This window comes from Anaerosporomusa subterranea, assembly GCF_001611555.1.
GTDB classification, from domain to species: domain Bacteria; phylum Bacillota; class Negativicutes; order Sporomusales; family Acetonemataceae; genus Anaerosporomusa; species Anaerosporomusa subterranea.
Genome location: NZ_LSGP01000023.1, coordinates 148503 through 174954, shown reverse-complemented (window position 1 = coordinate 174954; position 26452 = coordinate 148503). Strand labels below are relative to the sequence as shown.

The 26452-nt window shown below is 48.5% G+C and carries 22 protein-coding genes and 1 tRNA gene; 22 read left to right on the top strand and 1 reads right to left on the bottom strand.

Features of this window, described 5'->3' with window-relative positions; genetic code table 11:
* Positions 1-214: 214 nt before the first annotated feature.
* The 9 genes from AXX12_RS14745 to eno all read left to right on the top strand — a co-directional run bounded on the left by AXX12_RS14745 (position 215) and on the right by eno (position 10781).
* Positions 215-1693, top strand: a complete 1479-nt coding sequence (locus AXX12_RS14745) for an NAD(P)/FAD-dependent oxidoreductase (protein WP_066244335.1) — start codon at positions 215-217, stop codon at positions 1691-1693.
* Positions 1680-2963: an NAD(P)/FAD-dependent oxidoreductase gene (locus AXX12_RS14740; protein ID WP_066244329.1), complete on the top strand. Its 1284-nt coding sequence runs from the start codon at positions 1680-1682 to the stop codon at positions 2961-2963. Before AXX12_RS14745 ends, AXX12_RS14740 begins: the two co-directional genes overlap by 14 nt.
* Complete coding sequence (locus tag AXX12_RS14735; RefSeq protein ID WP_231881903.1) at positions 2956-3345, top strand: DUF1667 domain-containing protein; 390 nt, start codon at positions 2956-2958, stop codon at positions 3343-3345. Before AXX12_RS14740 ends, AXX12_RS14735 begins: the two co-directional genes overlap by 8 nt.
* Positions 3346-3550: 205 nt before the next feature.
* The gene (locus AXX12_RS14730; RefSeq protein WP_066244327.1) at positions 3551-4585 is read left to right on the top strand and encodes a sugar-binding transcriptional regulator; all 1035 of its coding nucleotides are present in this window, start codon (positions 3551-3553) and stop codon (positions 4583-4585) included.
* A 19-nt stretch (positions 4586-4604) separates the two neighbouring features.
* Positions 4605-5612, top strand: coding sequence for a type I glyceraldehyde-3-phosphate dehydrogenase (gene gap, locus AXX12_RS14725; protein ID WP_066244326.1), 1008 nt, complete (start codon positions 4605-4607; stop codon positions 5610-5612).
* 159 nt (positions 5613-5771) lie between these two features.
* The gene (locus AXX12_RS14720) at positions 5772-6956 is read left to right on the top strand and encodes a phosphoglycerate kinase (RefSeq protein WP_066244322.1); all 1185 of its coding nucleotides are present in this window, start codon (positions 5772-5774) and stop codon (positions 6954-6956) included.
* Positions 6957-6997: 41 nt separating this feature from the next.
* Positions 6998-7747 carry a triose-phosphate isomerase gene (gene tpiA, locus AXX12_RS14715; protein WP_066244317.1) on the top strand — a complete coding sequence of 250 codons (750 nt, stop codon included), beginning with the start codon at positions 6998-7000 and terminating at the stop codon, positions 7745-7747.
* A 178-nt stretch (positions 7748-7925) separates the two neighbouring features.
* Positions 7926-9491, top strand: a complete 1566-nt coding sequence (gene gpmI, locus AXX12_RS14710; RefSeq protein ID WP_066244314.1) for a 2,3-bisphosphoglycerate-independent phosphoglycerate mutase — start codon at positions 7926-7928, stop codon at positions 9489-9491.
* Positions 9492-10781: a phosphopyruvate hydratase gene (eno, locus tag AXX12_RS14705; RefSeq protein ID WP_066244311.1), complete on the top strand. Its 1290-nt coding sequence runs from the start codon at positions 9492-9494 to the stop codon at positions 10779-10781.
* Positions 10782-10910: 129 nt separating this feature from the next.
* On the opposite strand, the gene AXX12_RS14700 is transcribed toward eno, so the two are convergent.
* Positions 10911-13304 carry a sodium-translocating pyrophosphatase gene (locus tag AXX12_RS14700; protein WP_461781735.1) on the bottom strand — a complete coding sequence of 798 codons (2394 nt, stop codon included), beginning with the start codon at positions 13302-13304 and terminating at the stop codon, positions 10911-10913.
* A gap of 454 nt (positions 13305-13758) precedes the next feature.
* Between AXX12_RS14700 and secG the strand changes: the two genes are divergently transcribed.
* The 13 genes from secG to ptsP all read left to right on the top strand — a co-directional run bounded on the left by secG (position 13759) and on the right by ptsP (position 26421).
* Entirely contained in the window at positions 13759-13986 is a 228-nt protein-coding gene (gene secG / locus AXX12_RS14695; protein WP_066244306.1) for a preprotein translocase subunit SecG, read from the top strand.
* A 454-nt stretch (positions 13987-14440) separates the two neighbouring features.
* Positions 14441-14516: transfer RNA gene (locus AXX12_RS14690), tRNA-Lys, on the top strand.
* A gap of 896 nt (positions 14517-15412) precedes the next feature.
* Positions 15413-15658, top strand: coding sequence for a 2-phosphosulfolactate phosphatase (locus AXX12_RS14685; protein WP_066244304.1), 246 nt, complete (start codon positions 15413-15415; stop codon positions 15656-15658).
* Between the two features lie 200 nt (positions 15659-15858).
* Complete coding sequence (locus AXX12_RS14680) at positions 15859-16827, top strand: hypothetical protein (protein WP_066244302.1); 969 nt, start codon at positions 15859-15861, stop codon at positions 16825-16827.
* Between the two features lie 68 nt (positions 16828-16895).
* A complete protein-coding gene (locus AXX12_RS19420; RefSeq protein WP_156478681.1) occupies positions 16896-17063 on the top strand; it encodes a hypothetical protein in 168 nt (55 codons plus the stop codon).
* A 64-nt stretch (positions 17064-17127) separates the two neighbouring features.
* On the top strand, positions 17128-17673 hold the full coding sequence (locus AXX12_RS14675) for a biotin transporter BioY (protein ID WP_066244300.1): 546 nt from the start codon (positions 17128-17130) through the stop codon (positions 17671-17673).
* On the top strand, positions 17670-18824 hold the full coding sequence (locus tag AXX12_RS14670; protein ID WP_066244298.1) for a thiolase family protein: 1155 nt from the start codon (positions 17670-17672) through the stop codon (positions 18822-18824). The genes AXX12_RS14675 and AXX12_RS14670 overlap by 4 nt, the downstream gene beginning before the upstream one ends.
* On the top strand, positions 18811-20151 hold the full coding sequence (locus AXX12_RS14665; protein WP_231881902.1) for a class I adenylate-forming enzyme family protein: 1341 nt from the start codon (positions 18811-18813) through the stop codon (positions 20149-20151). The genes AXX12_RS14670 and AXX12_RS14665 overlap by 14 nt, the downstream gene beginning before the upstream one ends.
* A gap of 215 nt (positions 20152-20366) precedes the next feature.
* Positions 20367-20786 carry a 3-hydroxyacyl-ACP dehydratase FabZ family protein gene (locus tag AXX12_RS14660; RefSeq protein WP_066244296.1) on the top strand — a complete coding sequence of 140 codons (420 nt, stop codon included), beginning with the start codon at positions 20367-20369 and terminating at the stop codon, positions 20784-20786.
* Positions 20787-20951: 165 nt separating this feature from the next.
* Complete coding sequence (locus AXX12_RS14655) at positions 20952-21701, top strand: alpha/beta hydrolase (protein WP_066244293.1); 750 nt, start codon at positions 20952-20954, stop codon at positions 21699-21701.
* 12 nt (positions 21702-21713) lie between these two features.
* Complete coding sequence (locus AXX12_RS14650) at positions 21714-22100, top strand: PaaI family thioesterase (RefSeq protein WP_066244291.1); 387 nt, start codon at positions 21714-21716, stop codon at positions 22098-22100.
* 22 nt (positions 22101-22122) lie between these two features.
* Positions 22123-24501, top strand: a complete 2379-nt coding sequence (gene rnr / locus AXX12_RS14645; protein ID WP_066244288.1) for a ribonuclease R — start codon at positions 22123-22125, stop codon at positions 24499-24501.
* Positions 24502-24714: 213 nt separating this feature from the next.
* A complete protein-coding gene (gene ptsP / locus AXX12_RS14640) occupies positions 24715-26421 on the top strand; it encodes a phosphoenolpyruvate--protein phosphotransferase (protein ID WP_066244286.1) in 1707 nt (568 codons plus the stop codon).
* Positions 26422-26452: the final 31 nt, after the last annotated feature.

Here is a 26452-nt window from a genome sequence, read left to right as displayed (position 1 = left end):
GCCGCACTTGGGCACAAGGTGAATTGCCCCACAGGGGCAAGAGAAGGTACCCTGGGGTACCCGCCTACAGAGGCGGGGGGCTTAGTGCGGGTTAGTCCGGTGATAAAAACAACATATAGAGGGACATAGAGAATGAGAGAAGGTCCTCGATTTCTGGCCGAAGGCCAGCGAGGGCCTTTTCTTTTCATGAGACAAGCGCAAAGGATGTGAAGGGATGTCAGCGGAAAGCACAGATGTTGTAATCATCGGCGGTGGCATCGTTGGCTCAGCAATTGCGAGAGAATTATCCCGTTATCAGCTGGCAGTCATTTTGTTGGAAGCGGAAACCGATGTGGCCATGGGAACCTCTAAAGCAAACAGTGCTATCCTGCATGCTGGTTTTGATGCTAAGCCGGGGACCTGGAAAGGCAAACTGAACGTGAGGGGCAACCATCTTTATCATCAATTGTGGCAAGACTTGAGCCTGGATGTGGATTGGATGGGATCTCTGGTTGTGGCCAAAGACGATGCGGAGCAGGCCACAATAGAAGAATTGCTGGCTCGCGGCAACCAAAACGGAGTGCCGAATCTAGAAATATTGTCGGCTGATCAGCTGTTGGAACGCGAACCAAACTTAGCGACTGATGTCACTGGCGCGCTATGGGCGCCAAGCGCCGGAGTTGTCTGCCCGTTTGGCGCGGTTTTTGGCTTTATAGAGAATGCGATCCGTAATGGTGTTACCCTATTGCGAGAATGTCCGGTGCAAGGCATTGTGATCGATAATGGACGAGTTGTCGGGGTTGTTACCCCACACGGCGTGATTCGCGCGCGATTCATTATTAATGCCGCCGGAATTCAGGCAGACGCAGTTGCACGCATGGCGGGGGATAACAGCTTTACAATACATCCACGCAAGGGTGAATACATTTTATTTGATAAAACTGTCCGCCAGCTGGTAAATACGGTAATTTTCCCAACTCCGTCTAAAGTGTCTAAAGGTATCTTAGTTTCGCCGACAGTTCATGGCAATCTGTTCATTGGGCCGGACGCGGAGGATGTTGCTGATAAAGATGACGTTTCGACCACTGCCGCAGGCATGGAACGAGTGATTAACGGCGCTCGCCGGATTGTTCCCCAGCTGCCGCTAGCTGCTGCAATCACCGAATTCTCCGGACTGAGAGCAGCCAGCGGCGATGGCGACTTTATCCTGCGCGAATCAGAAACTGCCAAAGGGTTAATTCATGCAGCAGGAATTCAGTCGCCAGGGTTTACTGCAGCTCCGGCCATTGCGGAAGTGATTGCAGATATTTTGCGGGAAGCAGGGCTGGCACTTATTGAAAAGGCCGAGTTCAATCCGGTCAATCCGCCACGTCGTGTTTTCCGGGAAATGAGCTGGCAGGAACGAGCAGAAATTGTGGCGCGAGATCCACTCTTTGGGCGAGTGATTTGCCGTTGTGAGACAGTGACTGAAGGCGAAATCGTTGCCACCATTCATTCCCCTTGCGGAGCGGTAACAGTCGACGGTGTCAAACGGCGCACCCGGGCTGGAACCGGACGTTGCCAAGGCGGTTTTTGCGGGCCCAGAGTTACGGCGATTATTTCCCGGGAACTGGGAATTCCCGTCACTGCAGTCCGTAAAGACGGCATACATTCATTTCTCTTCTCTGATAAACTGCCAGGTGTTTGTGAGGTGTCGACAGATGAGCAGCCTTAAATTCGATGTAGCTGTAATCGGCGGCGGCCCCGCCGGCTTAGCAGCGGCTTTGAGCGCTCGGACCGCAGGGGCCAAAGACGTGTTGGTTATTGAGCGAGACCGTGAGCTAGGCGGTATTCTGCAACAGTGCATTCACAACGGGTTCGGCTTGCACCGTTTTCACGAAGAACTCACAGGACCGACTTACTCTGGACGTTTCATCCGCCAAGTTAAGGCAGATGCAGGGATTACTGTTTGGGAAGATACACTAGTTTTAGAAGTGAGAAATGATAAGACCATTTGGGCCATTAATCCCCAACAAGGCCTTATTGGCATAACAGCTAAAGCAGTCGTTTTCGCGATGGGCTGTCGGGAAAGAACAAGAGGCGCGATCCGTATCCCCGGTTTACGTCCGGCCGGGATCTTTACCGCCGGGGCGGCTCAGCGAATGGTCAATATGGAAGGCTATATTACCGGTAAAAAAATTGTAGTACTAGGCTCAGGCGACATTGGGCTTATCATGGCAAGAAGGATGACGCTTGAGGGAGCGAAGGTGCAGGCTGTTGTTGAATTGTTGCCATACTCAAATGGCCTGACTCGCAATGTTGTTCAATGTCTAGAGGATTTCGGCATTCCACTTCATCTGTCTCACACGGTTAGCTTCATCCATGGCAAGGATAAAATTACTGGGGTTACAGTCGCGGCTGTCGACCAAGACCGTAACATCATTCCGGGGACTGAGTTTGAACTTGACTGTGATTGCCTCTTGCTATCAGTCGGCCTTATTCCTGAAAATGAACTGTCCCGCGGTATCGTTGATCTGGATGGACTAACAAGCGGACCGACAGTGAACCAATATAGACAGACTAGCTATGACGGTTTTTTTGCCGCCGGCAATGTAGTCCATGTTCATGACCTTGTCGATTTTGTCTCAGAAGAAGGCGATATTGCCGGAAAGTTTGCCGCACTTTATGCTCAGGGCAAGCTGCCGACTGCAACAAATGTTGTTGCAGTAAAAGCTGGCCAAGGCATTCGGACAGTCGTACCGCAGCGAATCAGTTGGCCGGATTCGTCGGGGAAAGTCAGGTTGTTTATGCGTGCGCAAGAACCGGCAGTTAGAGTAAAATTAAAAATTGCTGCCGGGGAAGACGTTCTTGTAGAACGACAGTTGCCGATTGCACGACCGGGAGAAATGATCGTTGTGGATGTTCCGTTTGATAAGATACCGGACTGTACCCAGGAAATTAGCGTTACGCTTCAGGCAGTGCAGGGAGGTGGACTGCGTGAATAACCAGGAACAAAAGGCCAGCAAGCGGCTAACTTGTATCGTCTGTCCGATGAGCTGTGTTGGCGAGGTCGAGATCGCTGACAACCAAATTGTGCGCATGGTTGGATTCACCTGTAAACGAGGCCAAGAGTATGCTAAAAACGAAGTGACAGCGCCCAAACGGGTCTTGACCACGACTATTCGAATCAGCAAAGGGGTTCTCCCGCTGCTTCCGGTTGTATCGCAAACTCCGTTGCCTAAGGAAAAAATAATCGAATGCGCTCGTTGCCTAGCAAATATTACTGTTAAGGCGCCTGTGAGAGAAGGCGACGCAGTATACAAAGATATTCTCGGGTTGGGGGTTGATATGATAGCGAGTCGGGATATAGAGGCAGTAGGTAAATAGGCTGAAGCCGTATCAGAAGTGGAGCAGTCGCCGCAAATCAGCGCCTGTTCCACTCCTGATACGAGATTTTTTCTGGTGCGTCACAACCAGGAGAAAGATCCGGATTTTTACTGTTGAATTTTCCAATTCTGTGATATACTACTGTTGGGACGAAAAATGTTCCGCCGGGACACATTTAATCCCAGCAGGGGAGACATGCTTACATATGGAAAATATAGTACGACTGCACCGTAGAATTGCTCCAGAGCTAATCGCGACAGTCGAAGAACGCTACCTGATACTTCGCCAAATTCTATACTCACAACCTGTTGGCCGCCGGGCGCTTGCCGCTTTGCTGGTATCAGGCGAACGCGTTGTGCGAGCACAGGTAGACTTCTTAAAAACCGCAGGCTTTGTGGAGTTTTCTCCTTTAGGCATGACAATCACACCAGACGGGCAGGATATTTTAGAAGAATTGGCTGATTATATTCGCCTCTTGCATGGCTTGACGAGTCTGGAACAAGAGTTGTCCTCAAGACTGGGACTTGGTCAAGTTGTCATCATTCCCGGGAATTCTGATGTTGATAGCGCAGTCAGGAAAGATTTGGGGCGAGCAGCGGCGGGCGTACTGGCCCGATACTTGGGCGAACCACTCACAGTGGCGGTCAGCGGTGGATCCACTATGGCTCGAATGGCTCACGCGTTCACCGAATCCTCACCGCAGACCCTGGTAGTGCCTGCGCGCGGGGCGCTCGGTGAACAGGTGGAGTATCAGGCAAATACGGTGGCGGCCGTACTGGCTGGAAAGCTTGGCGGCAAATACCGTTTGTTGAATATGCCTGATGCTGTGAGCGACCAGGCGCTGGCGGCTCTGTTGAACAGTGATGCGAATATCCGCGATGTGGCTGAGGTTGTCGGCCGCGCCGACATTCTCGTATACGGCGTGGGTCAGGCAGAACGCATGGCGATCCGGCGCGGGCTAAGCGCTGAAGTGATTACGGAAGTTCTGCAACGCGGTGCTGTAGGAGAAGCGTTAGGCGATTATTGCACATTAGCAGGGGAGATTGTGTATTCTACTGCCAGTGTAGGGCTGCGACTAAATGATCTCGTTGGCATCAGCCAGAGAATCATGATCGCCGGCGGGGCGAAGAAAGCAGCAGCCATTGTCGCTGTTGCTAATGCAAGTGGCGGCGGTATACTCGTGACTGATGAGGCTGCTGCCAGAGCCATTCAGGTAATAATAAACAACCATATAAAATAAAAAATGGGAGGAATAAACAATGACAACAAAAGTAGGAATTAACGGTTTTGGCCGTATCGGCCGCAATGTATTCCGGGCTGCTCTCGGCAATCCGGCAGTCGAGATTGTCGCAGTAAACGATTTGACTGACGCGCCGACACTGGCGCATTTGCTGAAATATGATTCAGTTCATGGTACTCTTAATGCTGATGTACGTGCAGAAGGCGACCAGATTATTGTCAATGGTAAAGCGATTAAGGTGCTGGCTGAGCGCGATCCCGCCAACCTGCCATGGAAGAACCTGGGGGTAGAAGTAGTCGTTGAATCTACCGGACGCTTTACTGATGGTGATAAAGCGGCTGCGCATCTAAAGGCCGGTGCCAAAAAAGTCATCATTTCTGCTCCAGCTAAAGGTGAGGACATTACCATTGTACTCGGGGTCAATGAAAAGAAATATGATCCCGCTACTCACCACATTCTGTCCAATGCTTCCTGCACGACCAACTGCTTGGCTCCGTTTGCCAAAGTCCTGCATGAAAACTTCGGCATTAAACACGGCTTGATGACTACCGTTCATTCGTATACCAACGATCAGCAGATTCTTGATCTGCCGCACAAAGATCTGCGCCGGGCCCGTGCTGCCGGCATGTCGATTATTCCGACCACTACTGGCGCGGCCAAAGCTGTAGCGCTTGTTCTGCCAGAATTGAAAGGTAAACTGAATGGCTTTGCCATGCGCGTTCCTACACCAAATGTTTCTATCGTCGATTTAGCGGTTGAACTTGAGAAACCTGCCAGCGCCGAAGAAATCAATGCCGCACTAAAAGCAGCCGCTGAAGGTGAACTCAAGGGAGTTTTGGCCTATACTGAGGAACCGCTTGTCTCGCGTGATTTTAACGGCAATCCGAATTCTTCCATTGTTGACGGACTATCTACCATGGTTGTCGATAAATCAATGGCGAAAGTAGTCTCCTGGTATGATAATGAATGGGGCTATTCTAACCGGGTGGTCGATCTGGTCGTTTATATCGCAGGCAAAGGGCTGTAAGAGGCTGTTATAAAACGCCCATCTGCGTTGTTGCTCCTGCGGTTGCTTGCTTGCGTACGTGCGTGTACGCGGCGCGGCGCAATCCTCGTCGCGCCTAGCATCTGAACATTTTCTAACAGCCTCGAAATTTACTTATTTTAGCCGTTTGGAGGAGAAGCAATGGATAAGAAGACCTTAAAGGATGTTCAAGTTGTTGGTAAACGCGTGTTTATCCGTGTTGACTATAACGTCCCGATGGATAAAGTCGGAAATATCACCGATGACACTCGTATTCGAGCCACACTGCCGACACTTGAGTATCTGCTTGCGCAAAATGCGGCAGTAATTATTGCCAGCCATCTCGGTCGCCCGAAAGGTAAGCCGACACCAGAGTTCTCGCTGCAGGCGCTTGTGCCGAAATTGTCCGGATTACTGGGGCGCGAAGTCCGGTTTGTTGCCGATTGCGTTGGCTCTATGGTCGAAGAAGCTGCTAAGGCGCTCCAACCAGGCCAGGTTCTTTTGCTGGAGAATCTCCGCTTTCATAAAGAAGAAGAAGCGAATGATCCAGAGTTCTCTCGACAGTTAGCCAGTCTTGCCGACCTGATGATCAATGACGCATTTGGTGTTTCACATCGGGCACATGCGTCTGTTGAAGGTATAACCCGCCATATTCCAGCTGTTGCCGGTTTTCTCATGGAGAAAGAGCTGGTATTTCTAAATGGTGCTGTGGCTAAGCCTGTTCGTCCCTTTGCGGCGATTATCGGCGGCGCCAAGGTTTCAGACAAAATTGGCGTCATTGAAAATTTGCTTGAAAAGGTTGATACTCTGATTATTGGTGGCGGCATGGCCAATACGTTTCTTGCGGCACAAGGCTATCCCCTAGGTAAATCACTTGTTGAAACAGATAAAATTGAGCTGGCGAAATCTCTGCTTCAAAAGGCTAAAGAGCGCGGCGTTAATCTGTTACTGCCCAGTGACGTAGCGGCGGCCGACCGGTTTGCTGCCGATGCCGAGACGCGTGATGTGGCAATTGCTGACTTCCCTGCTGACTGGATGGCGCTTGATATTGGCCCGGCTACGCGTCAGGCATTTGCTGCTGCATTGGCAGATGCCAAAACCATCGTCTGGAACGGCCCGATGGGAGTGTTTGAGTTTGATGCCTTTGCCAAGGGTACAGAAGCAGTGGCCAAGGCTGTGGCTGATACTGAGGCAATCAGTATCGTCGGTGGCGGGGATTCCATCGCCGCGCTCGAAAAGACAAAACTGGCATCAAAAATCACTCATATCTCCACTGGTGGTGGTGCTTCCCTGGAACTGCTTGAAGGCAAAATTTTGCCAGGAGTGGCGGCTCTAGCTGACAAATAAGAGTTCATATAACCATAAATTTAAGAGAAGGAAGTGGCTTCATGCGCAAGCCGATCATTGCGGGAAACTGGAAAATGCATAAAACGGCGACAGCTTCTGAGGCCTTTGCCCGCGACCTCTGCGACAATATAACCGGGGCGGCTGTTGATGTTGTGATTTGCCCTAACTTTACCGCCTTGCTGCCTGTCGGTATCGCCATAAAGGAGACACCTATCAAGCTAGGAGCCCAGAACATGCACTGGGAAGAGCAAGGGGCTTTTACTGGGGAAATTTCCCCAGCGATGTTACAAGACTCAGGCTGTGACTATGTGATTGTCGGACATTCGGAGCGGCGGCAGTATTTCGCTGAGACCGATGAAGCTGTCAATAAGAAGGTCAAAGCGGCTCTTGCGCATAATCTCACTCCGATTGTTTGCGTAGGCGAAATGTTAGCCCAGCGTGAAGCAGGCCAGACGCAGACTATTGTTGGTGCACAGGTGCGCGGCGGTTTGGCGGGACTGTCAGCAGAGGCAGTCGCCAGCTTAGTCATTGCCTATGAACCTGTCTGGGCGATTGGCACAGGGCGAACTGCTTCGGCGGTTGATGCCCAGGAAGTTTGTCGATTTATTCGTGATACAGTGGCTGCTCTGGTTGGACAGGGGAGCGCTGACTGTGTCCGCATTCAATATGGCGGCAGTGTCAAGGCTGATAATATTGATGAATTAATGGCTCAGCCGGATATTGATGGCGCGCTCGTCGGCGGCGCCAGTCTTGATACGAAAACATTTGCTCGTATTGTTAACTTTCAATAGAAAGCGTGTTTCAAAAAACACGCAACCATAAAAAAAGGGAGACTGTTAGAAAATGTTCAGAAGCTAGGCACCAGGGCCGGCGGGCCCGGAGGCGTACAGTACAGGTACGTTGAGGAGACCGACGGTTCTGGTAACGACGCATATGGGCGTTTTGTAACAGCCTCTAGGAGGCGCATCTGTGAGTAGACTGAAATCACCTATTGCCCTGATTATCTTAGACGGCTGGGGCATTGGCTCAACTGATGATCCTAGCAACGCTGTAGCGCGCGCGCGAACCCCGCACATGACTCTCTATCAGGAACTCTATCCCGCCGCGACGTTGACTTGTTCCGGTGAGGCTGTCGGTTTGCCGGAAGGGCAGATGGGAAATTCAGAAGTCGGTCACCTGAATATTGGCGCCGGACGGGTCGTGTATCAAGAACTCACCCGTATCACGAAAGCGATTCGCGAAGGCGACTTTTTCACCAATCCTGTTCTCTGCGAAACGGTGGACAAAGCGAAAGCGTCCGGCGGTGCGCTGCATCTGATGGGTTTGCTGTCAGACGGAGGGGTTCACAGTCACACAGCCCATGTCTTCGCACTGCTGAAGCTGGCTAAACTGCGCGGACTTGAACGGGTTTATGTGCATGCTTTCCTTGACGGACGCGATGTTCCGCCCAGCAGCGCTCTGAACTATATCAATGAACTGGAACAAGAAATGATGGCGCTCGGCCTTGGTCGGATCGCCACCATTGCTGGCCGCTATTATGCCATGGACCGTGACAAACGCTGGGAACGGGTGGAAAAGGCTTATAACGCCTTGGTCTGTCGCGAAGGTGAGCAGGCTGAATCTGCTACTGAAGCAGTGAAGAACGCCTATCAGCGCCAAGAGACGGATGAATTCGTGTTACCTACTGTGATTGCAGGATGCGGCGAATGCGGTATTACTTCAGGCGACAGTATTATCTTCTTCAATTTTCGCCCTGATCGTGCCCGACAATTGACTAGGGCCTTTGTTGATGAAGTTTTTAACGGCTTCACTCGTTGCGGCGGACGCTTAGACTTACACTTTGCCAGCTTGACGCAATATGACGAAACACTCTCTGTACCAGTGGCATATACACCGCAAACTCTTCACAAAACCTTGGGTGAAGTCGTTGGCGCTGCAGAACTTCGTCAGCTTCGGATTGCCGAGACTGAGAAATACGCTCATGTCACATATTTCTTTAATGGCGGCGAAGAAACACCAAACCCAGGAGAAGACAGGATACTTATCCCTTCGCCGAAAGTGGCTACATATGATCTGCAACCCCAGATGAGCGCTCCGGAAGTCACAGACCGTCTGATTGCAGAAATTAAGTCAGGTAAATACGATCTCATTATTTTAAACTTTGCTAACGGTGATATGGTTGGTCATACCGGAAAAATTGATGCTGCCATTAGTGCAGTTGCCACAGTCGACCGCTGCCTTGGCCGCATTGTTGAAACCATGCGTGAACAAGGTGGCATGACGATCATTACTGCTGATCACGGCAATGCTGAACTGATGGTTGATCCAGTGACTGGCGAGCCCCATACTGCTCATACCACTAATGTTGTTCCAATCATCGTAGTGTCTGAAAAACATCGTGGCTGTAATTTGCGTTCAGGATCTTTGGCTGATATTGCGCCGACTATCCTTGCGCTTGCGGGTATTGAACAACCGATTGAAATGACAGGGAAGAACTTGCTAGACCTATCGACAATACATGAGGAGGCTGAATAAATGTCTACAACAATTATTGACATCATGGCTCGCGAAATTATGGATTCGCGCGGAAACCCAACTGTTGAGGTTGATGTAACCCTAGAAGATGGTACTCTTGGCCGCGCTGCGGTTCCTTCAGGCGCTTCGACAGGCATGTATGAAGCAGTTGAACTGCGCGATGGCGACAACGGCCGTTACCTAGGCAAAGGTGTGTTGACTGCAGTTGAAAATGTCAACGAAAGTATCGCCTCTGAACTGATTGGCATGGATGCGCTTGATCAGATTGGTATTGATCAGGCAATGATTGAACTGGACGGCACTCCCAATAAAGGCAAGCTCGGCGCCAACGCCATTCTCGGCGTATCAATGGCAGTCGCCAAAGCAGCTGCCGCCTCGCTCGGCATGCCGCTTTACCAATACCTTGGCGGCTTCAATGCGAAACAATTGCCTGTACCAATGATGAATATTCTTAACGGCGGTGCTCACGCTGATAATAATGTCGATATTCAAGAATTTATGATTATGCCGGTAGGCGCCGAATCCTTTGCCCATGCACTGCGGATGAACGCGGAAATTTACCATACACTGAAGAAAGTGCTTAAAGACCGTGGCCTGTCGACATCGATTGGCGATGAAGGCGGCTTCGCTCCCAATCTGGCGTCAAACGAAGAAGCGATCCAGGTTATTCTCGCTGCCGTAGAAAAAGCAGGCTACAAACCTGGCAAAGATATCGTGCTGGCGATTGACGCCGCCGCTTCTGAGTTCTACAAAGATGGTAAGTATAACCTCGAAGGTGAAGGCCTAGTCAAAACTCCCGAAGAAATGGTGGAATACTGGGCTCAGCTAGCTGAAAAATATCCCATCATTTCCCTTGAAGACGGCTTGGCAGAAGACGATTGGGCGGGCTGGGCGCTATTGACCAAACGCCTCGGCGGCAAAGTTCAGCTCGTTGGCGATGATCTGTTTGTTACCAATACCGAGCGCTTGAGCCAAGGTATTGCCCAACAGGTAGGCAATTCTATCTTAGTCAAAGTCAATCAGATCGGCAGTTTGACCGAGACCTTCGATGCTATCGAGATGGCAAAACGCGCAGGTTATACTTGCGTGATTTCCCATCGCTCGGGTGAGACGGAAGATGCGACAATCGCCGATATCGCCGTCGCGGTAAACGCTGGTCAAATCAAGACAGGTGCTCCTGCTCGTACAGACCGGGTCGCTAAGTACAACCAATTACTGCGGATCGAAGAAGAACTGGGCGAGTTGGCGCAGTATAAGGGGATCAAAGTATTCTATAATCTAAAAAAATAAGACTATGTACATATAAAAATGAGAAAGTCCGTACCACTTTTACGTGATACGGACTTGTTTTTTTGCTTGGAGACCACTGATAGTCTAATTTTCTAGGATCCAGCACAGCCCTTGATGATACAATAGCTACTATTCGGAGGGAATTCGCATATTGTAGAAGGATCTCCAGACAAAGATCAGGGCTATTGCCAGGAATACGACGCCGATATAGGGGGCGATGTGCTTAAACGATTCAGAAATGGCAATTTCCATAGCCAGCAGGCCAAACAGGGTTGTAAATTTAATAATTGGGTTTAAGGCAACGGAAGAGGTATCTTTGAACGGATCGCCTACGGTGTCGCCTACGACCGACGCGTCATGCAGAGCGCTGCCCTTTTCCTTCAGATCAACTTCCACTACTTTTTTGGCATTATCCCAGCAACCGCCGGCGTTGGCCATGAAAACGGCCTGGAAAAGACCGAATGTGGCAATGGAGATAAGGTAGGCCACGAAGAAAGCTACCGGTTCGTTGCTGGTGGACGGTGCGGACAAGCAGGCAAAGGCCATGGCGAAGGAGAAGATGGCGATGAAGATGTTGAACATCCCTGCCTGGGCATACTGGGTACAAATTTTGACTACCTCTTTAGATTTTTCAGTTGCTGCTTTCTGGTTGGCATCTTCGTCAAGCTGGATGTTCTGTTTGATATACTCAACAGCCCTGTAGGCGCCGGTAGAGACGGCCTGGATCGAGGCGCCGGTAAACCAGTAGATGACCGCGCCGCCGCAGAGGAAGCCCAGGATCGTATAGGGGTTGAGGAGATTCAGAATAGTTTCCGGCTCCACACCCAGGACATTCTTAATGACCAGGATGAGGGAGAAGATCATAGTGGTGGCGCCAACGACCGCTGTCCCGATGAGTACAGGCTTCGCCGTGGCCTTAAAGGTATTGCCGGCGCCGTCATTTGCCTCCAGATAATATTTGGCTTTATCAAAATCTGGCTTAAATCCGAATTCTTTTGTAATTTTGTCTTCAATGTCCGGGATTGCTTCGATGAGAGAAAGTTCATAGATGGATTGTGCATTGTCGGTGACAGGACCATAGCTATCCACGGCAATTGTGACCGGCCCCATCCCAAGGAATCCGAAGGCTACCAATCCGAATGCGAAGATGGAAGGGTAGATCATGATGCCGGCTAAACCAAAGCCGCTGGCAACATAGGCTGCGAACATCAGGCCGCAAATAACAATCCCCAGCCAGAAGGCGCTGAAGTTACCGGCAACCAGACCAGCCAGGATATTCAGAGACGGGCCGCCTGCCTTGGAGGCCTTAACAACTTCCTGCACATGAGCTGATTTGCCACTGGTGAATATTTTTGTAAACTCAGGTATTAGAGCCGCGCCTAGGGTTCCGCAGCTGATAATAATAGAAAGGATCATCCAGAGGCTGGGCGCTTTGGCAGCCACGAGGGTGCCGGGGCCAAGCAGAAAGTAGCTGACGATGAAGGTAACCACGATCGATAGAATAGAGGTTAGCCAGACCAGATTGGTCAGCGGCTGTTCGAAATCGAAATCATCCTGCTTGCCGTAGCTCATTTCGCTGAAGAACTTATTGCAATAGAAGGCAGTGACAGAGGTGATGACCATCATGATCCGCATGGTGAATATCCAGGTGAGCAGGATTGCCTGCAGATTGGAGTCTGCTGCCAGCACGATAAAGGAGACCAGAGCAACGCCGGTGACACCGTAAGTCTCGAATCCGTCGGCCGTCGGCCCGACGCTATCACCGGCGTTGTCGCCGGTGCAGTCGGCAATGACACCAGGGTTGCGGGGATCGTCTTCTTTAATTTTAAAGACGATCTTCATCAGGTCTGAACCGATATCGGCGATCTTGGTAAAGATACCGCCGGCAATCCGCAGGGCGCTGGCGCCTAGAGATTCGCCGATGGCAAAACCGATAAAGCTTGAGCCGGCTAGTTCACGCGGTACAAACAGAATAATAAGCAGCATCATAATGAGTTCGACGCAGATCAGGAGCACACCAATGCTCATGCCGGCATCCAGCGGGATGTTCAAAAGGCGCAACGGCTTTCTTTCCAAGGATGAAAAGGCCATCCGGCTGTTGGCCAGCGTATTCACGCGGATCCCGTACCAGGCAACGCTGTAGGAACCAAGGATCCCGATAACTGTCCAAGCCAGAATCAGCAGTACACCACCAATGGAAACAGCTTGCAGGTAGCCGAAATAGAAGGCGATGCAAATCCCAATGAAAAGAAGCAGGATGCTCAGGAATTTTCCTTGCTGAATCATATAGGTTTTGCAGGTTTCATAGATTACATCGGCTACTTCCAGCATGGACGAATGGGCCCGTAGCGCCTTCACCTGTGCGTACTGGTAGAAACTAAAGAGCATCCCCAACGCACAGACGGCGATGCCGACCATCAACAAGCTGTTCTGGGCGGAGGTCAGTTCAGGGAGTATCAGATTAGCCTCGCTGGCAAAGGCTACACTTGGCGAGTATAGAAATAAGAGCAGAAAAAAAGTCATATTTGCCACACTGGTTATACTCTTCGGTACTTTTCTCAACATATTCTTTATTGTCCCCTCTCTTATTTAACCTGTTTTCTTCGCTGCTTCAAATTTGACATGAATACCGATTGCTGTTCAGTGTACTCCCTCCTTAGCATACTGCCTGATTTTTTCGACAGTACTTAAGTCAATTCCTGCAGATAATTTCAATAATTCAGAAGAATATACTTAATTAGGAGCGCTATCTGTGTGTTTACTCAAATATCTATACACTTAGTTAGGTTTCGTGATATACTAATTCCGAGTATTTGGTTCGAAAATGGCGCAGTATTTTCAAGAAGATTTTTCTGGTAAATCATAGAGGGCCTTACTCCGCCTTCCTTATCAAGAGAATTTCAGCAAAACATTTGCGAACCGGATTGTTCTTTGTTACAATGATGTGGTACAAGTTACTTTGGGGGTGTAATAATAGATGGTTACTGCATTGATGATTTTTGAAGCGATTATTTGTATCGCTCTGATCGCCACAGTTGTTCTGCAATCCGGTAAGAGCGCTGGCATGTCAGGATCGATTGCTGGTGGAGCCGAAACACTTTTCGGGGGTAAAAAGAAGGGACTTGATGAGCTTCTTGCCAGAGCGACTATGATTCTGGGAATCCTGTTTGGTCTGGTAACGATGGCACTGGTTGTATTGATGTAATAGATTGGGTTTCGTGGTGACGATAACCGACAGACAAGTAAATAACGCGCACCACTTTAGGCGGCAAATTGCCGCCTAAAGTTTTTCATATCCCATGCGGAGGTAGTTTCCGAAGGCAATCTGGCGAATCCCCATACGGAATATAGTTAAGTTACTGATCAAACTGATGACCATCGTGTCTCTGGTTTTCGCACCTGTATTTGTCAAGTATGGCGAAATGTTATCCCACATGCTTAAGTAAAGAGTTTTAGAAGCACCGGCGCATGCCGGCGCTTTCAAGCTTGTCTGCAAATATGGGGAGATAGCGTTAACAGGAGATTGGACTAAATATCAGGAGCTAAATCAATTAAATAGCATGAGATACAGGTAAATCAGACGAAAGCACAGGTAACTAACTTGACAAATGCAAGCAAAAAGACTATCATAAAAAAGTCAACTTTGCGAACTTCATAATGACTCACTAGCTCAACTGGCAGAGCAACTGACTCTTAATCAGTAGGTTGAAGGTTCGATTCCTTCGTGGGTCACCAGTAAATAAAAGGCTTCCGAGATTTCGGGAGCCTTTTATATTGTCTCGTTGGGGTTTATTCTTGGGGTTTATCGGGGAGTGTAAAATATTTTGTGTAAATGGATTTTTGCGGTTCTTTCTGTACTTAATGGAGAACAGGAAGAACAAATAAAGTGGCGGTAAGAAGGGGTGGATTTGTCCTGGTACGGCTCGCCTCCACGAAATTGGAAATTATACAACAGAATGTGTGTTTGAGATTGGGACACCGATAAGTGTCCCAATGGACATTAATGGGGTCTTTTGATTCCAAAGAAAATCAACGGCTCCTGAGTCAGAGGAGCCGTTGATTTTTATATCGTCAAGCCGCTCGGGGTTGTCCGATAGCCGGTAAAGTCGTTCCGGGAGACCGGCCAAGGGAGCAATTTCTATATGAACTTGCAGATGCATTTTATCATATTATATTACATAAGGAGGTGGCGCATGTATATGAGACAATATGGATCTCGGATTTATCCACCACTACCACCATCTATTCCACCAAAGCCAGTTAATTCTTATATCATTGATTGCATGTACAAGCATACCTATGTATGGTTGAAGAATGGAGCGCAATTTTGGTTTTATCCTACAAGTGTACAGTATGGCGCAGTTACAGGGTATAGATGGACTGGAGCTTTTTGGACTTTCTATCGCTTTGATTCGAGATTGATTGATGAGGTTTCTTGCCAACCGGTTCCTACACCACTCTATTAAATTTCGTTTGGATAAGCTGTTTGGAAACTCTCATAATTTGTTATACCTTTTATGCTTCTAGTCATAAGAAGTGTTACGCAAGAAAAAAGGCAAGTTCAAGAATTGCTTGTCTTTTTATCATAAAAAGTTATAGTAGTTTGCACTTGGCTAAAGCCTGTCCCTTCCATGGATTCTGTTTTATTTGCAGGGGAGCGGCAGTCAATAAAGATTGAGGGATTTGATTTCGGAAACTCACCCTTTGATTTTTCTATAGATAAGGTGAAGAATCAAATAATTATTATGACTACTACGAATGGAACAAATGCAATTAAAGCGACTAAAGAAGCGTATCTTACATTGATCGGGTCATTTATAAATGCTGCGGCTGTTTGTCAGCAGGCTAAAAAATACGGAAAAGACTTCTACTTTTAGTATTTACTAAAACTTTATACTAAATTAAATTTTAATGCCGCATAAAATTTCATGCGGCATTTTCTTATTTGAGATATTTAGCAGAGAATATAAATATAGATATCAACATAGTTTTACCTTATTTAACTCTGCCTAAAAAGGATTTATATTCCAAAGGGCGAATAACAGTTGCTAATATGTTGAAAAAAGGAGAACTTTTTATGAAACAATTTTTAAAAACAGGACTATTGCTTCTATTCATGTTAGCTCTTTCTATTCCGGCTTTAGCTGCCCCTCAGAATTGGGAACGAATATACCCGGATGCACCTAATATTTATTTAGATACAAACAGCGTCGCTAAACCACCAGAGGGAGATATAATTCTATTTGTAGAAAGAACCGATTTTTCTGCCCCGTACTATCAAAACCGTGCATTTGAATTAGAAACCATCGCATATATGCCACGCACATCTGAGTGGAGGGGTGTTCATCACATATATTACGACATAAATCGTAATTTATTGGAACAACATAAGTACAGCTTACAAACAACACCTTGGACTAAAGTCAGTCCAAACGACGCGGTTATCAAACGAGTTATGGAGATAGCAAATGGAGATTCAGTCACGATTATTAAGCCGCCTACAGGTAACCAACCTTCTTCAACTGGCAATAATGCGAACACGGGAGCAATTTCCCGAGAAGCAGGCACTTACTTTAAATTCGAAAAAGTTGAAGGTTATGGTTCTTATAAGGGCGGGAACAATGCCTATGTACGCCGAATAGACCTAACAAACTTAGTTTGTAAAGAACCAAGTTTTTCACAGACAGGTCGTGTATCAATTGAAACCAGAGCCGGAAAAGTATTTGATATTTGGATTGATTCTAAAAACCAAGGCGATAATTACGGCACATCAATAATGACCCATTATATAAAAGTGCTGTATAACGGTGATACAGTTTTCGTAGGTAAACCTTTTCATAAAAGACGTGCTTTAGATAAAGACTCCACTTTACCGATACCCGATATCACTGCCATCGTAGACGAATCTCAAGATAAAATTACTATGCAAGTAAAATATAAAGACGGTAGCATGGAAGAGTTTTTCCAACCTGCTTTCGGAGCTAACGCTTTAAAAGCAAAAATGACCAGTTCGTTTATTGAAGGAAACATCCAACTGACTTACTAATGAGATTAGACACCAGATTTTGGTCTGGTGTCTAATTTATGACAATCTGCATAAAAGGGGAGACTCTAATGGCTGTATTTCATAAGTACTTGCTGGCAAAAGCCACCCGATTCCTACGTGGGGCACCAGTAACTAAGGCTTCCGAGAAATCGGGAGTCTTGTTATTTTCCGGCAATCAACGACCGTTAACCAATTATAAATATCTGGTTGACAATTATGCGGGCGTAGATTTATAATCAAAATCAGTTGCTGCATATGGTGTAGTGCCTACATACATTCTAGAAGCGCGGGGGTTTTATTATGGGTGAACGAAGTAAAGTAACCGATTTTGTTTATGCGGCGATGTTCGCAGCCTTAACAGCAGTGTTAGGGCTGATCTCGATACCGTTGCCATTCAGTCCGGTTCCCGTTTCCGGGCAGAGTTTAGGTATTATGTTGGCGGGAAGCATATTAACGGTAAAGCAAGCTGCGTTTAGTGTATTGACATTTGTTTTGATTGGCGCAGTTGGAGTGCCTGTTTTTTCAGGCCTGACTGGCGGTCTTGGAATTCTTATTGGCCCGAGAGGCGGCTATTATCTTGGCTTTTTAGTAGGGGCTATTGTTATTGCCTTGTTAAGAGGACAAAGCAGCAATCCCTGGCGGCTGGCTTTAGCTAATCTGATCGGTGGAATTGGCGTTGTGTATCTGTTTGGTGTGGCATGGCTCAGTGTTGTGACTGGAATGAGTTTAGAAAAAGCGGTAATGGCTGGCGCGCTTCCTTTTATTCCAGGCGATCTGTTTAAAGTCTTTGCGGCTTCTGCTATTGGAACGGCGATTAATAAACGCCTGCGCAAGTCACGTCAATGACCAAGGCGTATATTATCGGCGGTGTCAGAACCCCGATTGGAAAAACCGGCGGAATTTTGCGGGATCTCCTGCCTGAACAGTTGGCTGCTGCGGTACTGAATGAGACAATTGCCCGCTATAGAGTAAGCCAGAAGGATATTGATCAAGTTATACTGGGCAACGCCGTCGGACCTGGCGGCAATATCGCAAGGGTTTCTGTGCTGGAAGCAGGCTGGCCTTATCGTATTCCTGCGTTGACGGTTGATTTGCAGTGCGGCTCTGGATTGAGCGCCGTGAACTTGGCTGTCAGTCAAATCTTGTCCGGTCAAGCTGATCTTGTCATCGCCGGTGGGGTAGAAAGCACCAGCATGGCGCCGCGGCGGCAATTTAATCCCACCGATCCACGGTTTCAAGGAGAAAATGTATATTATGAACAGGCTCCATTTTCTCCCGCGGCAGTTGGCAATCCGGATGTCGGCGAAGCGGCGGAAGCGCTTGCCGAGCAAATGGCGATTAGCCAAAAAGACATGGATTTATTGGCTTTAGAGAGTCATCAGCGAGCAACTCTGGCTCGGGAGCAAGGCCTGTTAAAAGATATCATTGTACCCATCCAAGTGCAGGGAGAAACAGTTGAAGCTGATGAATGTATACGCAACAACATGAGTCTTAAGCTGTTGGAGCGGATGAAGCCGGCCTTCCTTGCTGGTGGCAGGATCACTGCAGGCAATACTTGCTTAAAGCATGACGGCGCAGCTGTTATCCTGGTCGCATCTGAGGCGGCGGTGAAAAAGTACGCACTAAGGCCGCAAGCGATTGTTGCCGGAGCGGCAAACTACGGATGTGATCCGAATGCTTTTCCTTTGGCACCTGTATTTGTTATTCGAAAATTGCTAGAGAGAACCGGTTTGACGCTAGAGGCGATCGACCGAATGGAGATCAATGAGGCGTTTGCTGTTAAGATATTGGCCTGTTGCCGTCAATTGGGCTATAGCCTGAATAAAACAAATACCCTAGGTGGCGCGCTGGCCTATGGTCACCCCTATGGCGCCTCAGGAGCTATCATCCTGTTGCATCTCATCAAGGCTCTAAAGTATGCCAACGGACGCTATGGCATTGCCGCTATTGGCGCAGTCGGCGGTATGGGAGTAGCTACGCTGATTGAAAGGTGCTGAAAACGTGCTGATTCATCATGTTATCCAGGATAAAAGCGAAGACGATCAGACGAAGAAAAATTGTCTAATCTATGGCAATACTCGACTCACATACAGCGAATTAAACCGCCAAACAGATTGTCTGGCCCATCGGCTGGCCGTGCAAATTAAAAAAGGCGATAAGATATTGGTTAAGCTTTCAGATCCTGTCGCGCAATTGCTGTACTTCTTTGCGGTTATAAAAGCAGGCGGCGCTTGTGTGCTCATCGATGCATCGACTTCGGAAGAAGTAACTGCAGAACTGATTAAACGACATAAGCTGAATCTATATATTAATGAAAACTTCGAACCGCCAATAGGCAAAGCGCCGATACTGCCAGACCTTCATCCGCAAGATGTTTTTTTTGGCGCTTTGAGCTCAGGCAGCACAGGTATTCCTAAGCTAATCTGGCGCGATCACCAGAGCTGGACCAGCGCGTTTGCGGCGCAAAGCCAGGCTTTCAATATTGATAAAACTGATACGATCTATCTGGTGGGCTCACTAGTGTATACCGCAAATCTTAACTCCTGTTTGCATATTTTCGCCGAGGGCGGCGCTGTCGTGATTGCCGGCAATAGCATGCCTCGCACCTGGGCGCGAGAGATAGCAGATTTTCAGGTTAGTGCAATATTTATGGTTCCTGTCAATTACAGGCGGCTACTAAAAGCGATGGAAACTCCAGTCGTTCAGATCAAATCGATTATCAGCTGCGGCGCAAAGCTGGATCGTAATACAGTTCAGGATTTGCTGCAGTATTTTCCCCAATCCGGCATATATGAGTATTATGGAGCGAGTGAACTGGGGCATGTAAGCTATTTGACAGCAGATGAATCGGTGAATTATCCTGGCGCTGTGGGCAGAGCCTTTCCCGGTGTAACCATTAGCATTGAGGATGGCACCATCTGGGTTGAGAGCCCCTACCTGGCTCCTCAATATCGGCCGAAAGCATCGGTTGGAGATTTGGGGCGAATCGATGCTGCAGGCTATTTGTATTTGCTAGGCAGGAAGCATGGCTTGATCAACACCGGCGGCGTAAAGGTAATACCAGAGCAGGTAGAAGACATCCTGCTTCAATGTCCCGGTGTCGCCGAGGCGGTAGTTAGCGGCGTAGAGGACCCGATCCGAGGACAGAAAGTATGCGCATGGCTGGTAAAGAGTAAAGCTAGTTTGAAAAGTTGCGATGTCTTGGCTTTTTGTCGGAGAAAAATGCTCAAGCATTGCTGTCCCCAGAAGATTATCTTTGTCGATGCAATGCCGCTCACTGCCAACGGTAAGATTGACAAAATCCGGTTGCGGAGAGAAATCTAGGGAAGACAGGGAGCGGGGGTTCGTTTTACCGCAGAGTAAGCAGAGATCGCAGAGGGTTCGCGGAGGGTTACGATATATAATATAAAGATTATTATATAAACCAGTAGCCCTCGGGTATCCTCTGTTTACTCTGCATACTCTGCGGTTAACGTGCCTCGTACTTCCTAAAACGTCTCGACAATGTTCTTTAATACAGATCAATAGAGGAGGTTTCAATGCGAAAGGTTGATATCGAGTCGCTCCTTCCTCAACGTGAGCCCTTTTTGTTTGTCGATGAACTGCTTTCCGCTGGCATGGATGAAATCGTTGGTATTATGAAATATGATGAAACCTTCCCGTATTATCTAAGCTGCTCACGACAGCGGAAGATCGTTCCCGGCGTTATACTGATTGAGTCACTGGTTCAATGCGGCGGTGCCGGTGTAAACAGTTTAGGAATAACAGAAAAGGCGCTTTGGGGTTTAGCATCGCTTGAAAAGGTTCAGTTTCACGGCGTTGTTGAACCGAATTCAACCGTGAAAATGGTCGTGAAGAATTTGAAAATATCTAATAAGGTAATAAAACAGACCGGGGTAAGTCTCCGTGAAGGAGAAGCCATTCTTGAAGCAACTTGGTTCTGCTTGCGATTTAAATAAGTCTCATGGTAAGAGTGATTGGCACGCTGTTGTCAGTCACTTTTACTGTTTTATCTTCAATTCTTCTCGCTAGAAAGAGCGCGTCAGCGGTTTTTCGCAATTATCTTTAGTAAAAAAAATCGTACATGGTATAATTAGAATATAACGATTACGGAGGGAAGCTATTTGGCCATACTAAAAGGAGCGGAACCATTCTTATATCGTGGTGACAGCCATGGTGTACTGCTACCCCACGGCTTCACCGGATCACCCTCTGAAATGCGTCTATTGGGCGAGTTTCTCCATCGCCAGGGGTATACTGTTTATGGGCCACGACTACCCGGCCATGGCACACATCATCAAGACATGGAGAAGACTGAATGGCGGCAATGGTATGGAGCGGTGGAAGATGGGTTCCATATTTTGAAAGGCATTTGCAAGGAAGTCTCTGTCGTTGGCTTGTCCATGGGCGGTATATTAGCCTTGCTCTTGGCGAGCGAATACCCAGTGAAGCGGGTGGTGAGTCTTAGCGCGCCAATCTACATAGCTGATCAACGTCTAAAATGGCTGAATGTTTATCGGATGTTTCGCCGTTATGCCCCTAAGCGCAGGCGAAAACTGGATGTATCTCCTGAATACTATGTGGGGTATGACCGGACGCCACTGCGTAATCTTTCCAGTCTGCTCGAGCTGATCCAACACGTAAAAAATCGACTGGCGCAGCTTCAGACTCCGCTGTTGGTCGTTCAATCAAGAGCGGAACATACTGTCCGGCCTGAAAGCGCGGATTATATCTACCAGCATGCGGGTTCACGAGAAAAAGAACTGTTTTGGCTGCAAAAGTCGGGTCATATTGTGACCTTGGACGCAGAAAAAGAAATCGTATTTAAAAAAGTCGCCGCTTTCTTAGAGAAGCCTTTTGGCGACGTAAGATAGGGAGAGAAGAAAATGAGTGACCAGAATAGTTGGTGCTTTGTTTGTGGTGAAGAAAACCCCATCGGTTTGCATTTGACCTTTAGTGAAGAAAATGAAACCTATATCAGCACCTTTACACCGGGGCCAGAGCATCAAAGCTACAACGGCGTGCTCCACGGCGGCATTATCAGTACGCTTCTCGATGAGATTATGGCGCGCTACCTATATGCGAAAGGTCAAACCGCAGTTACCGCAAAATTGGAGGTTCGCTTTCGCGCCCCAACTCCCATTGGGCAGCCGCTAACTATTCGTGGCAGGATCGTAGGGCAAAAGGGTTCTATGTATGAAATGGCAGGGTCAATCGCGTTAGCTGATGGCACTATCACAGCAGAAAGCAAGGCGCTCATTGCTATAGTTTAGTACAAAGGATGTGAACAGACAGATGGATTTAAAACAACAAATCATTGACTTCATGCGAAATGAAGCCTACAGGCCATTGTCGGCCGAAGACTTAGCCGATGAAATGGATCTAAAGGCCAAAGAAGTTGCCGGATTCTTCTCTGCTTTGGAAGAGCTCACAGAGGAGGCCGCTGTTATTAAAACACGCTATGAGAAATATGGTTTGCCTGACAAGATGAATCTGGTTGTCGGGCGGCTGACCATCCATAGCAAAGGCTTTGGGTTTTTGCTGCCGGAAAACCCGGATGAGGAAGATGTCTTTATCGCCCCTGATGCCTTGATGAGTGCTATGCATAATGACCGGGTGGTAGTGCGCCTTCACAACATGCGCACAAGCGCTGACCGCAGACGCGAGGGCGAGGTTATCCGCATCGTCAAACGCGCCAACGAGAAGATAGTCGGAATTTATGAGTCAAGCCGCCATTTTGGCTTCGTCATTCCTGATGATAAGCGGATCAAACACGATATTTTCATCCCGCAACACGAAATTGGACAAGCGAAAAGTGGCGATAAAGTCGTTGCAGAAGTTACAGCTTGGCCGGAAAAACATAAGAGCGCCGAAGGTAAAATTGTCGAGGTGCTTGGAAAACCGGGAGACAAAGGCATTGAAGTTTTGGCGATCCTGACACGACATAATCTATCCACCGAGTTTCCCGCTAAGGTTGAGAAAGAAGCGGCTAACACCCCGTCAGCCATCAGCCCAGAAGAACTAGCCGAACGTCGCGATTTACGCCATCTGCCGATTGTCACTATCGATGGTGAAGATGCCAAAGACCTCGACGACGCCGTTTATGTTGAACGCCAAAAAAATGGCAACTACCGGTTGGGTGTGCATATCGCTGATGTCAGTTATTATGTTCGTGAAAATATGGCGTTAGACTTAGAGGCTCGTGAACGTGGCACCAGCGTTTATTTGGTTGATCGCGTGTTACCCATGCTGCCGCCGCGCTTATCCAATGGTATCTGCAGTCTGAACGCCGGCGAGGATCGCCTGGCGTTATCCTGTGAGATGGAAATCGACCAACAGGGGCGAGTGATTAATTATGATATCTATCAATCGGTTATCCATGTAAAAAATCGCCTGACCTATACAGCGGTACGTAAAATACTAGCTGAGCAGGATGAAGAGCTGATCGCCAAGTATCGTGATCAAGTCAGCCATATGCAAGAAATGGAACGACTTTGCTTAATCCTACGCAACCGTCGCATGCGCCGGGGCGCGATTGACTTCGACTTTCCGGAAGTTAAAGTAAAATTAGATGAAACCGGAAAACCGATCGAGATTGTTAAACGGGTGCGAACCATTGCTGAATCCATCATTGAAGAATTTATGTTGGTCGCGAATGAGACGGTGGCTGAGCATATGTTCCGCTTGGAAGTTCCCTTTGTCTATCGTGTTCACGAAGAGCCTGCGGCCGAAAAACTAGCAAAATTGAGCAACCTGCTTAACAACTTCGGCCAGCGTTTAGGGAAACTGGATGATATTCAGCCAGGCGTCTTGCAAAAGGTGTTAAGCAAAATTGCCGGTCGACCTGAGGAACGAATTATCAGTACTGTTATGCTGCGGTCGCTCAAACAGGCCCGTTATGAATCAGAGAATTTAGGCCATTTTGGCTTGGCCGCGAGCTTTTACACACATTTCACTTCACCCATCCGTCGCTACCCAGACCTGATTGTGCATCGCCTGTTGCACGAAATGATCGCAGGCGGGATTTCCGGTAAAAGACGCGAAAAACTCCTCGAACTCTTGCCTGAGATTGCCTTTCATTCCTCAGAACGCGAACGCGCTGCCGCAGAAGCGGAACGTGAAAGTGTCGAACTGAAAAAGGTCGAATACATGGAGCAATTTATTGGCCAGGAATTTACCGGCATTATCAACGGCGTGACCGCGTTTGGCGTCTTTGTCGAATTGGATAATGGCGTCGAAGGGCTTGTGCATGTCTCGACCATGGATGACGACTACTATACCTATGTCGAGGAACAATACATGCTGCTCGGCGAGCGAACACGTAAGATTTACCGGTTAGGCGATCCGGTTGCAATTATCGTGACCAAAGTCAGTCATGAGGATCGCAATATTGACTTCCGTTTTACTGACGAGACGGTGGACAGCCGACCACTGGGAGAAAAAACTGGCGGGAAACGCGAACCAAGGCGAGAAGGACGGAAACCGAGAGAACTCAGCGGGGAAACCAGAGAAAATAAAGCTCGTCCGACTGCTGCACAACCGAAGGGCGCGAGTCGAGGGAGGAATACTTCCCCTAAAGCTGGTTTAGGGCGCTCGAAGACTGGTTCGGCAAAACCAAAGACCGGAGCTGCGAGACCAAAACAGACAAATAGACCTGGGTCGAAAAAACGCTAGTCTACATTCTACCGCTGCCTGATCGGGCGGCGGTCTTCTTTCTATAAAAAGAATGTTAGTTGTCCATAGTGGCGCTAGTGTCGCTTGCGGCGCTTGTGTTATCGTACTCCATCCTTTCTAAAAGACCGCCGCCGCAATTTTTCTCACCCCGCGCAGGATGTACACAACTGGCGTCGAAACAACAAAGTAGAATGAATCTGAGGAGAGAAAAACGTGGACGACCATAAATCTTGGCAGGGTATCGGCGTGTCAACTGGTAAAGCAGTGGGCAGAGTTTGGCGTTTGATACCGACACTCTTTGCAGAGGCGAAACAAACGAAGAAAGATGCCGTCGATATTGCCCGGGAAATGGAGCATCTTGCAGTCGCTGCGGAACTAACCCGCCGTGATATTGCCAGAAGTCAAGAGCAACTTCGCACTGATAAAGGCGATGAATATGCTGACATATTTGCCGCCCATGCGCTCATTCTAGATGATCCCTCATTCTTGCCAGAGGCGGAGAAGGTCATCCAGAATGGTGTTATAGCAGTGGACGCTGTTTCGCAAGTTGGCGAAGAAGCAGCCGCCTTACTGGAAGAGATTGAAGATGAATACTTTCGTGAGCGGGCCGCAGATGTTAGAGCAGTTATGGGGCAAATCATTCGACACCTTTTAGGCGCCGGCAAGCCGTTCGATGAAGCCTTTCCAGTGGAAGGCAGTTACATCGTCGCTGCCGATGAGATGACTCCGGCGGAAACCATCGCTTTGCCAAAACAACGGGTACTCGGTTTCCTTGTCCGCAAAGGCGGCAAGACTTCTCATGCGGCCATACTGGCCCGCACCTATGGTATTCCGGCTGTTCTTGGTCTGGCTATATCCTGGGAAGAGATGGAGACTTTGCAATACGTCCGTCTGGACGGTGATACAGGAATTGTTGACGTATTAGATGAGACTCAATACCTTGCCGGTAGCAAGCAACAGTCAACTATTGAACAATTTGATGAGGCTGAGGTCTCGCCTCTACTTCAGAGCATGACATTGGCTGCGAATATTGGCTCTCCGTCTGAGCTGCCGATTGCCAAAAAGTTCTTTGCGCAGGGCGTGGGGCTCTATCGTACAGAGTTTTTATTTATGGGAGACTCTTTACCTAGCGAAGACGACCAGACGGAAGCCTATCGCTCGGTTATTGCCACCTGTGCGCCACATACTACTGTCATTCGCACACTGGATATCGGCGGCGATAAACAAGCGCCAGCGCTCAACCTCCCCAAAGAACAGAATCCCTTCCTCGGCGTCAGAGCTTTACGACTCTGCTTCGCGCGACCAGATATTTTTCATACTCAGCTTCGGGCTATCTGGCGTGCCTCATGTGCTGGGCCTACTGCCGTTATGTTCCCGATGGTTACGACGATTGAGGAACTCTGTCAGGCCAAGGCCGCGCTCGAAGCCGCTCGTCAAGCTGTTATTGCCGATGGATATTCTGTCGGTGACATCGCGGTCGGCATGATGATAGAAGTTCCGTCCGCAGCTCTGATCGCCAAGCATTTAGCGAAAGAAGTCGATTTCTTCAGCATTGGCACCAATGATCTGACTCAATACACGTTGGCTGTTGATCGAGAAAATAGCTCTCTCAACCAGCTAAATCAGCCATACCATCCAGCAGTTTTGCAACTAATCGTTACCATCAGCCAAGCTGCCCACGCAGCAGGCATCTGGACCGGCATCTGTGGCGAAGCCGGTGGCGATCCGATATTAACTCCCTTCTTCGCCGCCCTCGGTATCGACGAACTCAGCATGGCCCCAGGCCAACTGCCTAAAGTCCGCAAAAAACTAACATCCCTACATTTCGATCCTGGCGAAAAAGAAGAATTAGTTAGCTCCATCCTCGACTGCGCCACCCAAGACGAAGTGCGCGCTCTGCTCTCACGCTATGGAGACTAAATTTGACGGTTGGCTGGTTTTGGGATAAGAT

Coding starts and splice junctions, on each gene's coding strand:
- AXX12_RS14745 (WP_066244335.1), top strand. CDS start 215: ATGTCAGCGGAAAGCACAGATGTTGTAATCATCGGCGGTGGCATCGTT.
- AXX12_RS14740 (WP_066244329.1), top strand. CDS start 1,680: ATGAGCAGCCTTAAATTCGATGTAGCTGTAATCGGCGGCGGCCCCGCC.
- AXX12_RS14730 (WP_066244327.1), top strand. CDS start 3,551: ATGGAAAATATAGTACGACTGCACCGTAGAATTGCTCCAGAGCTAATC.
- gap (WP_066244326.1), top strand. CDS start 4,605: ATGACAACAAAAGTAGGAATTAACGGTTTTGGCCGTATCGGCCGCAAT.
- AXX12_RS14720 (WP_066244322.1), top strand. CDS start 5,772: ATGGATAAGAAGACCTTAAAGGATGTTCAAGTTGTTGGTAAACGCGTG.
- tpiA (WP_066244317.1), top strand. CDS start 6,998: ATGCGCAAGCCGATCATTGCGGGAAACTGGAAAATGCATAAAACGGCG.
- eno (WP_066244311.1), top strand. CDS start 9,492: ATGTCTACAACAATTATTGACATCATGGCTCGCGAAATTATGGATTCG.
- AXX12_RS14700 (WP_461781735.1), bottom strand. CDS start 13,304: ATGACTTTTTTTCTGCTCTTATTTCTATACTCGCCAAGTGTAGCCTTT.
- secG (WP_066244306.1), top strand. CDS start 13,759: ATGGTTACTGCATTGATGATTTTTGAAGCGATTATTTGTATCGCTCTG.
- AXX12_RS14685 (WP_066244304.1), top strand. CDS start 15,413: ATGGATTCTGTTTTATTTGCAGGGGAGCGGCAGTCAATAAAGATTGAG.
- AXX12_RS14680 (WP_066244302.1), top strand. CDS start 15,859: ATGAAACAATTTTTAAAAACAGGACTATTGCTTCTATTCATGTTAGCT.
- AXX12_RS19420 (WP_156478681.1), top strand. CDS start 16,896: ATGGCTGTATTTCATAAGTACTTGCTGGCAAAAGCCACCCGATTCCTA.
- AXX12_RS14675 (WP_066244300.1), top strand. CDS start 17,128: ATGGGTGAACGAAGTAAAGTAACCGATTTTGTTTATGCGGCGATGTTC.
- AXX12_RS14670 (WP_066244298.1), top strand. CDS start 17,670: ATGACCAAGGCGTATATTATCGGCGGTGTCAGAACCCCGATTGGAAAA.
- AXX12_RS14660 (WP_066244296.1), top strand. CDS start 20,367: ATGCGAAAGGTTGATATCGAGTCGCTCCTTCCTCAACGTGAGCCCTTT.
- AXX12_RS14650 (WP_066244291.1), top strand. CDS start 21,714: ATGAGTGACCAGAATAGTTGGTGCTTTGTTTGTGGTGAAGAAAACCCC.
- rnr (WP_066244288.1), top strand. CDS start 22,123: ATGGATTTAAAACAACAAATCATTGACTTCATGCGAAATGAAGCCTAC.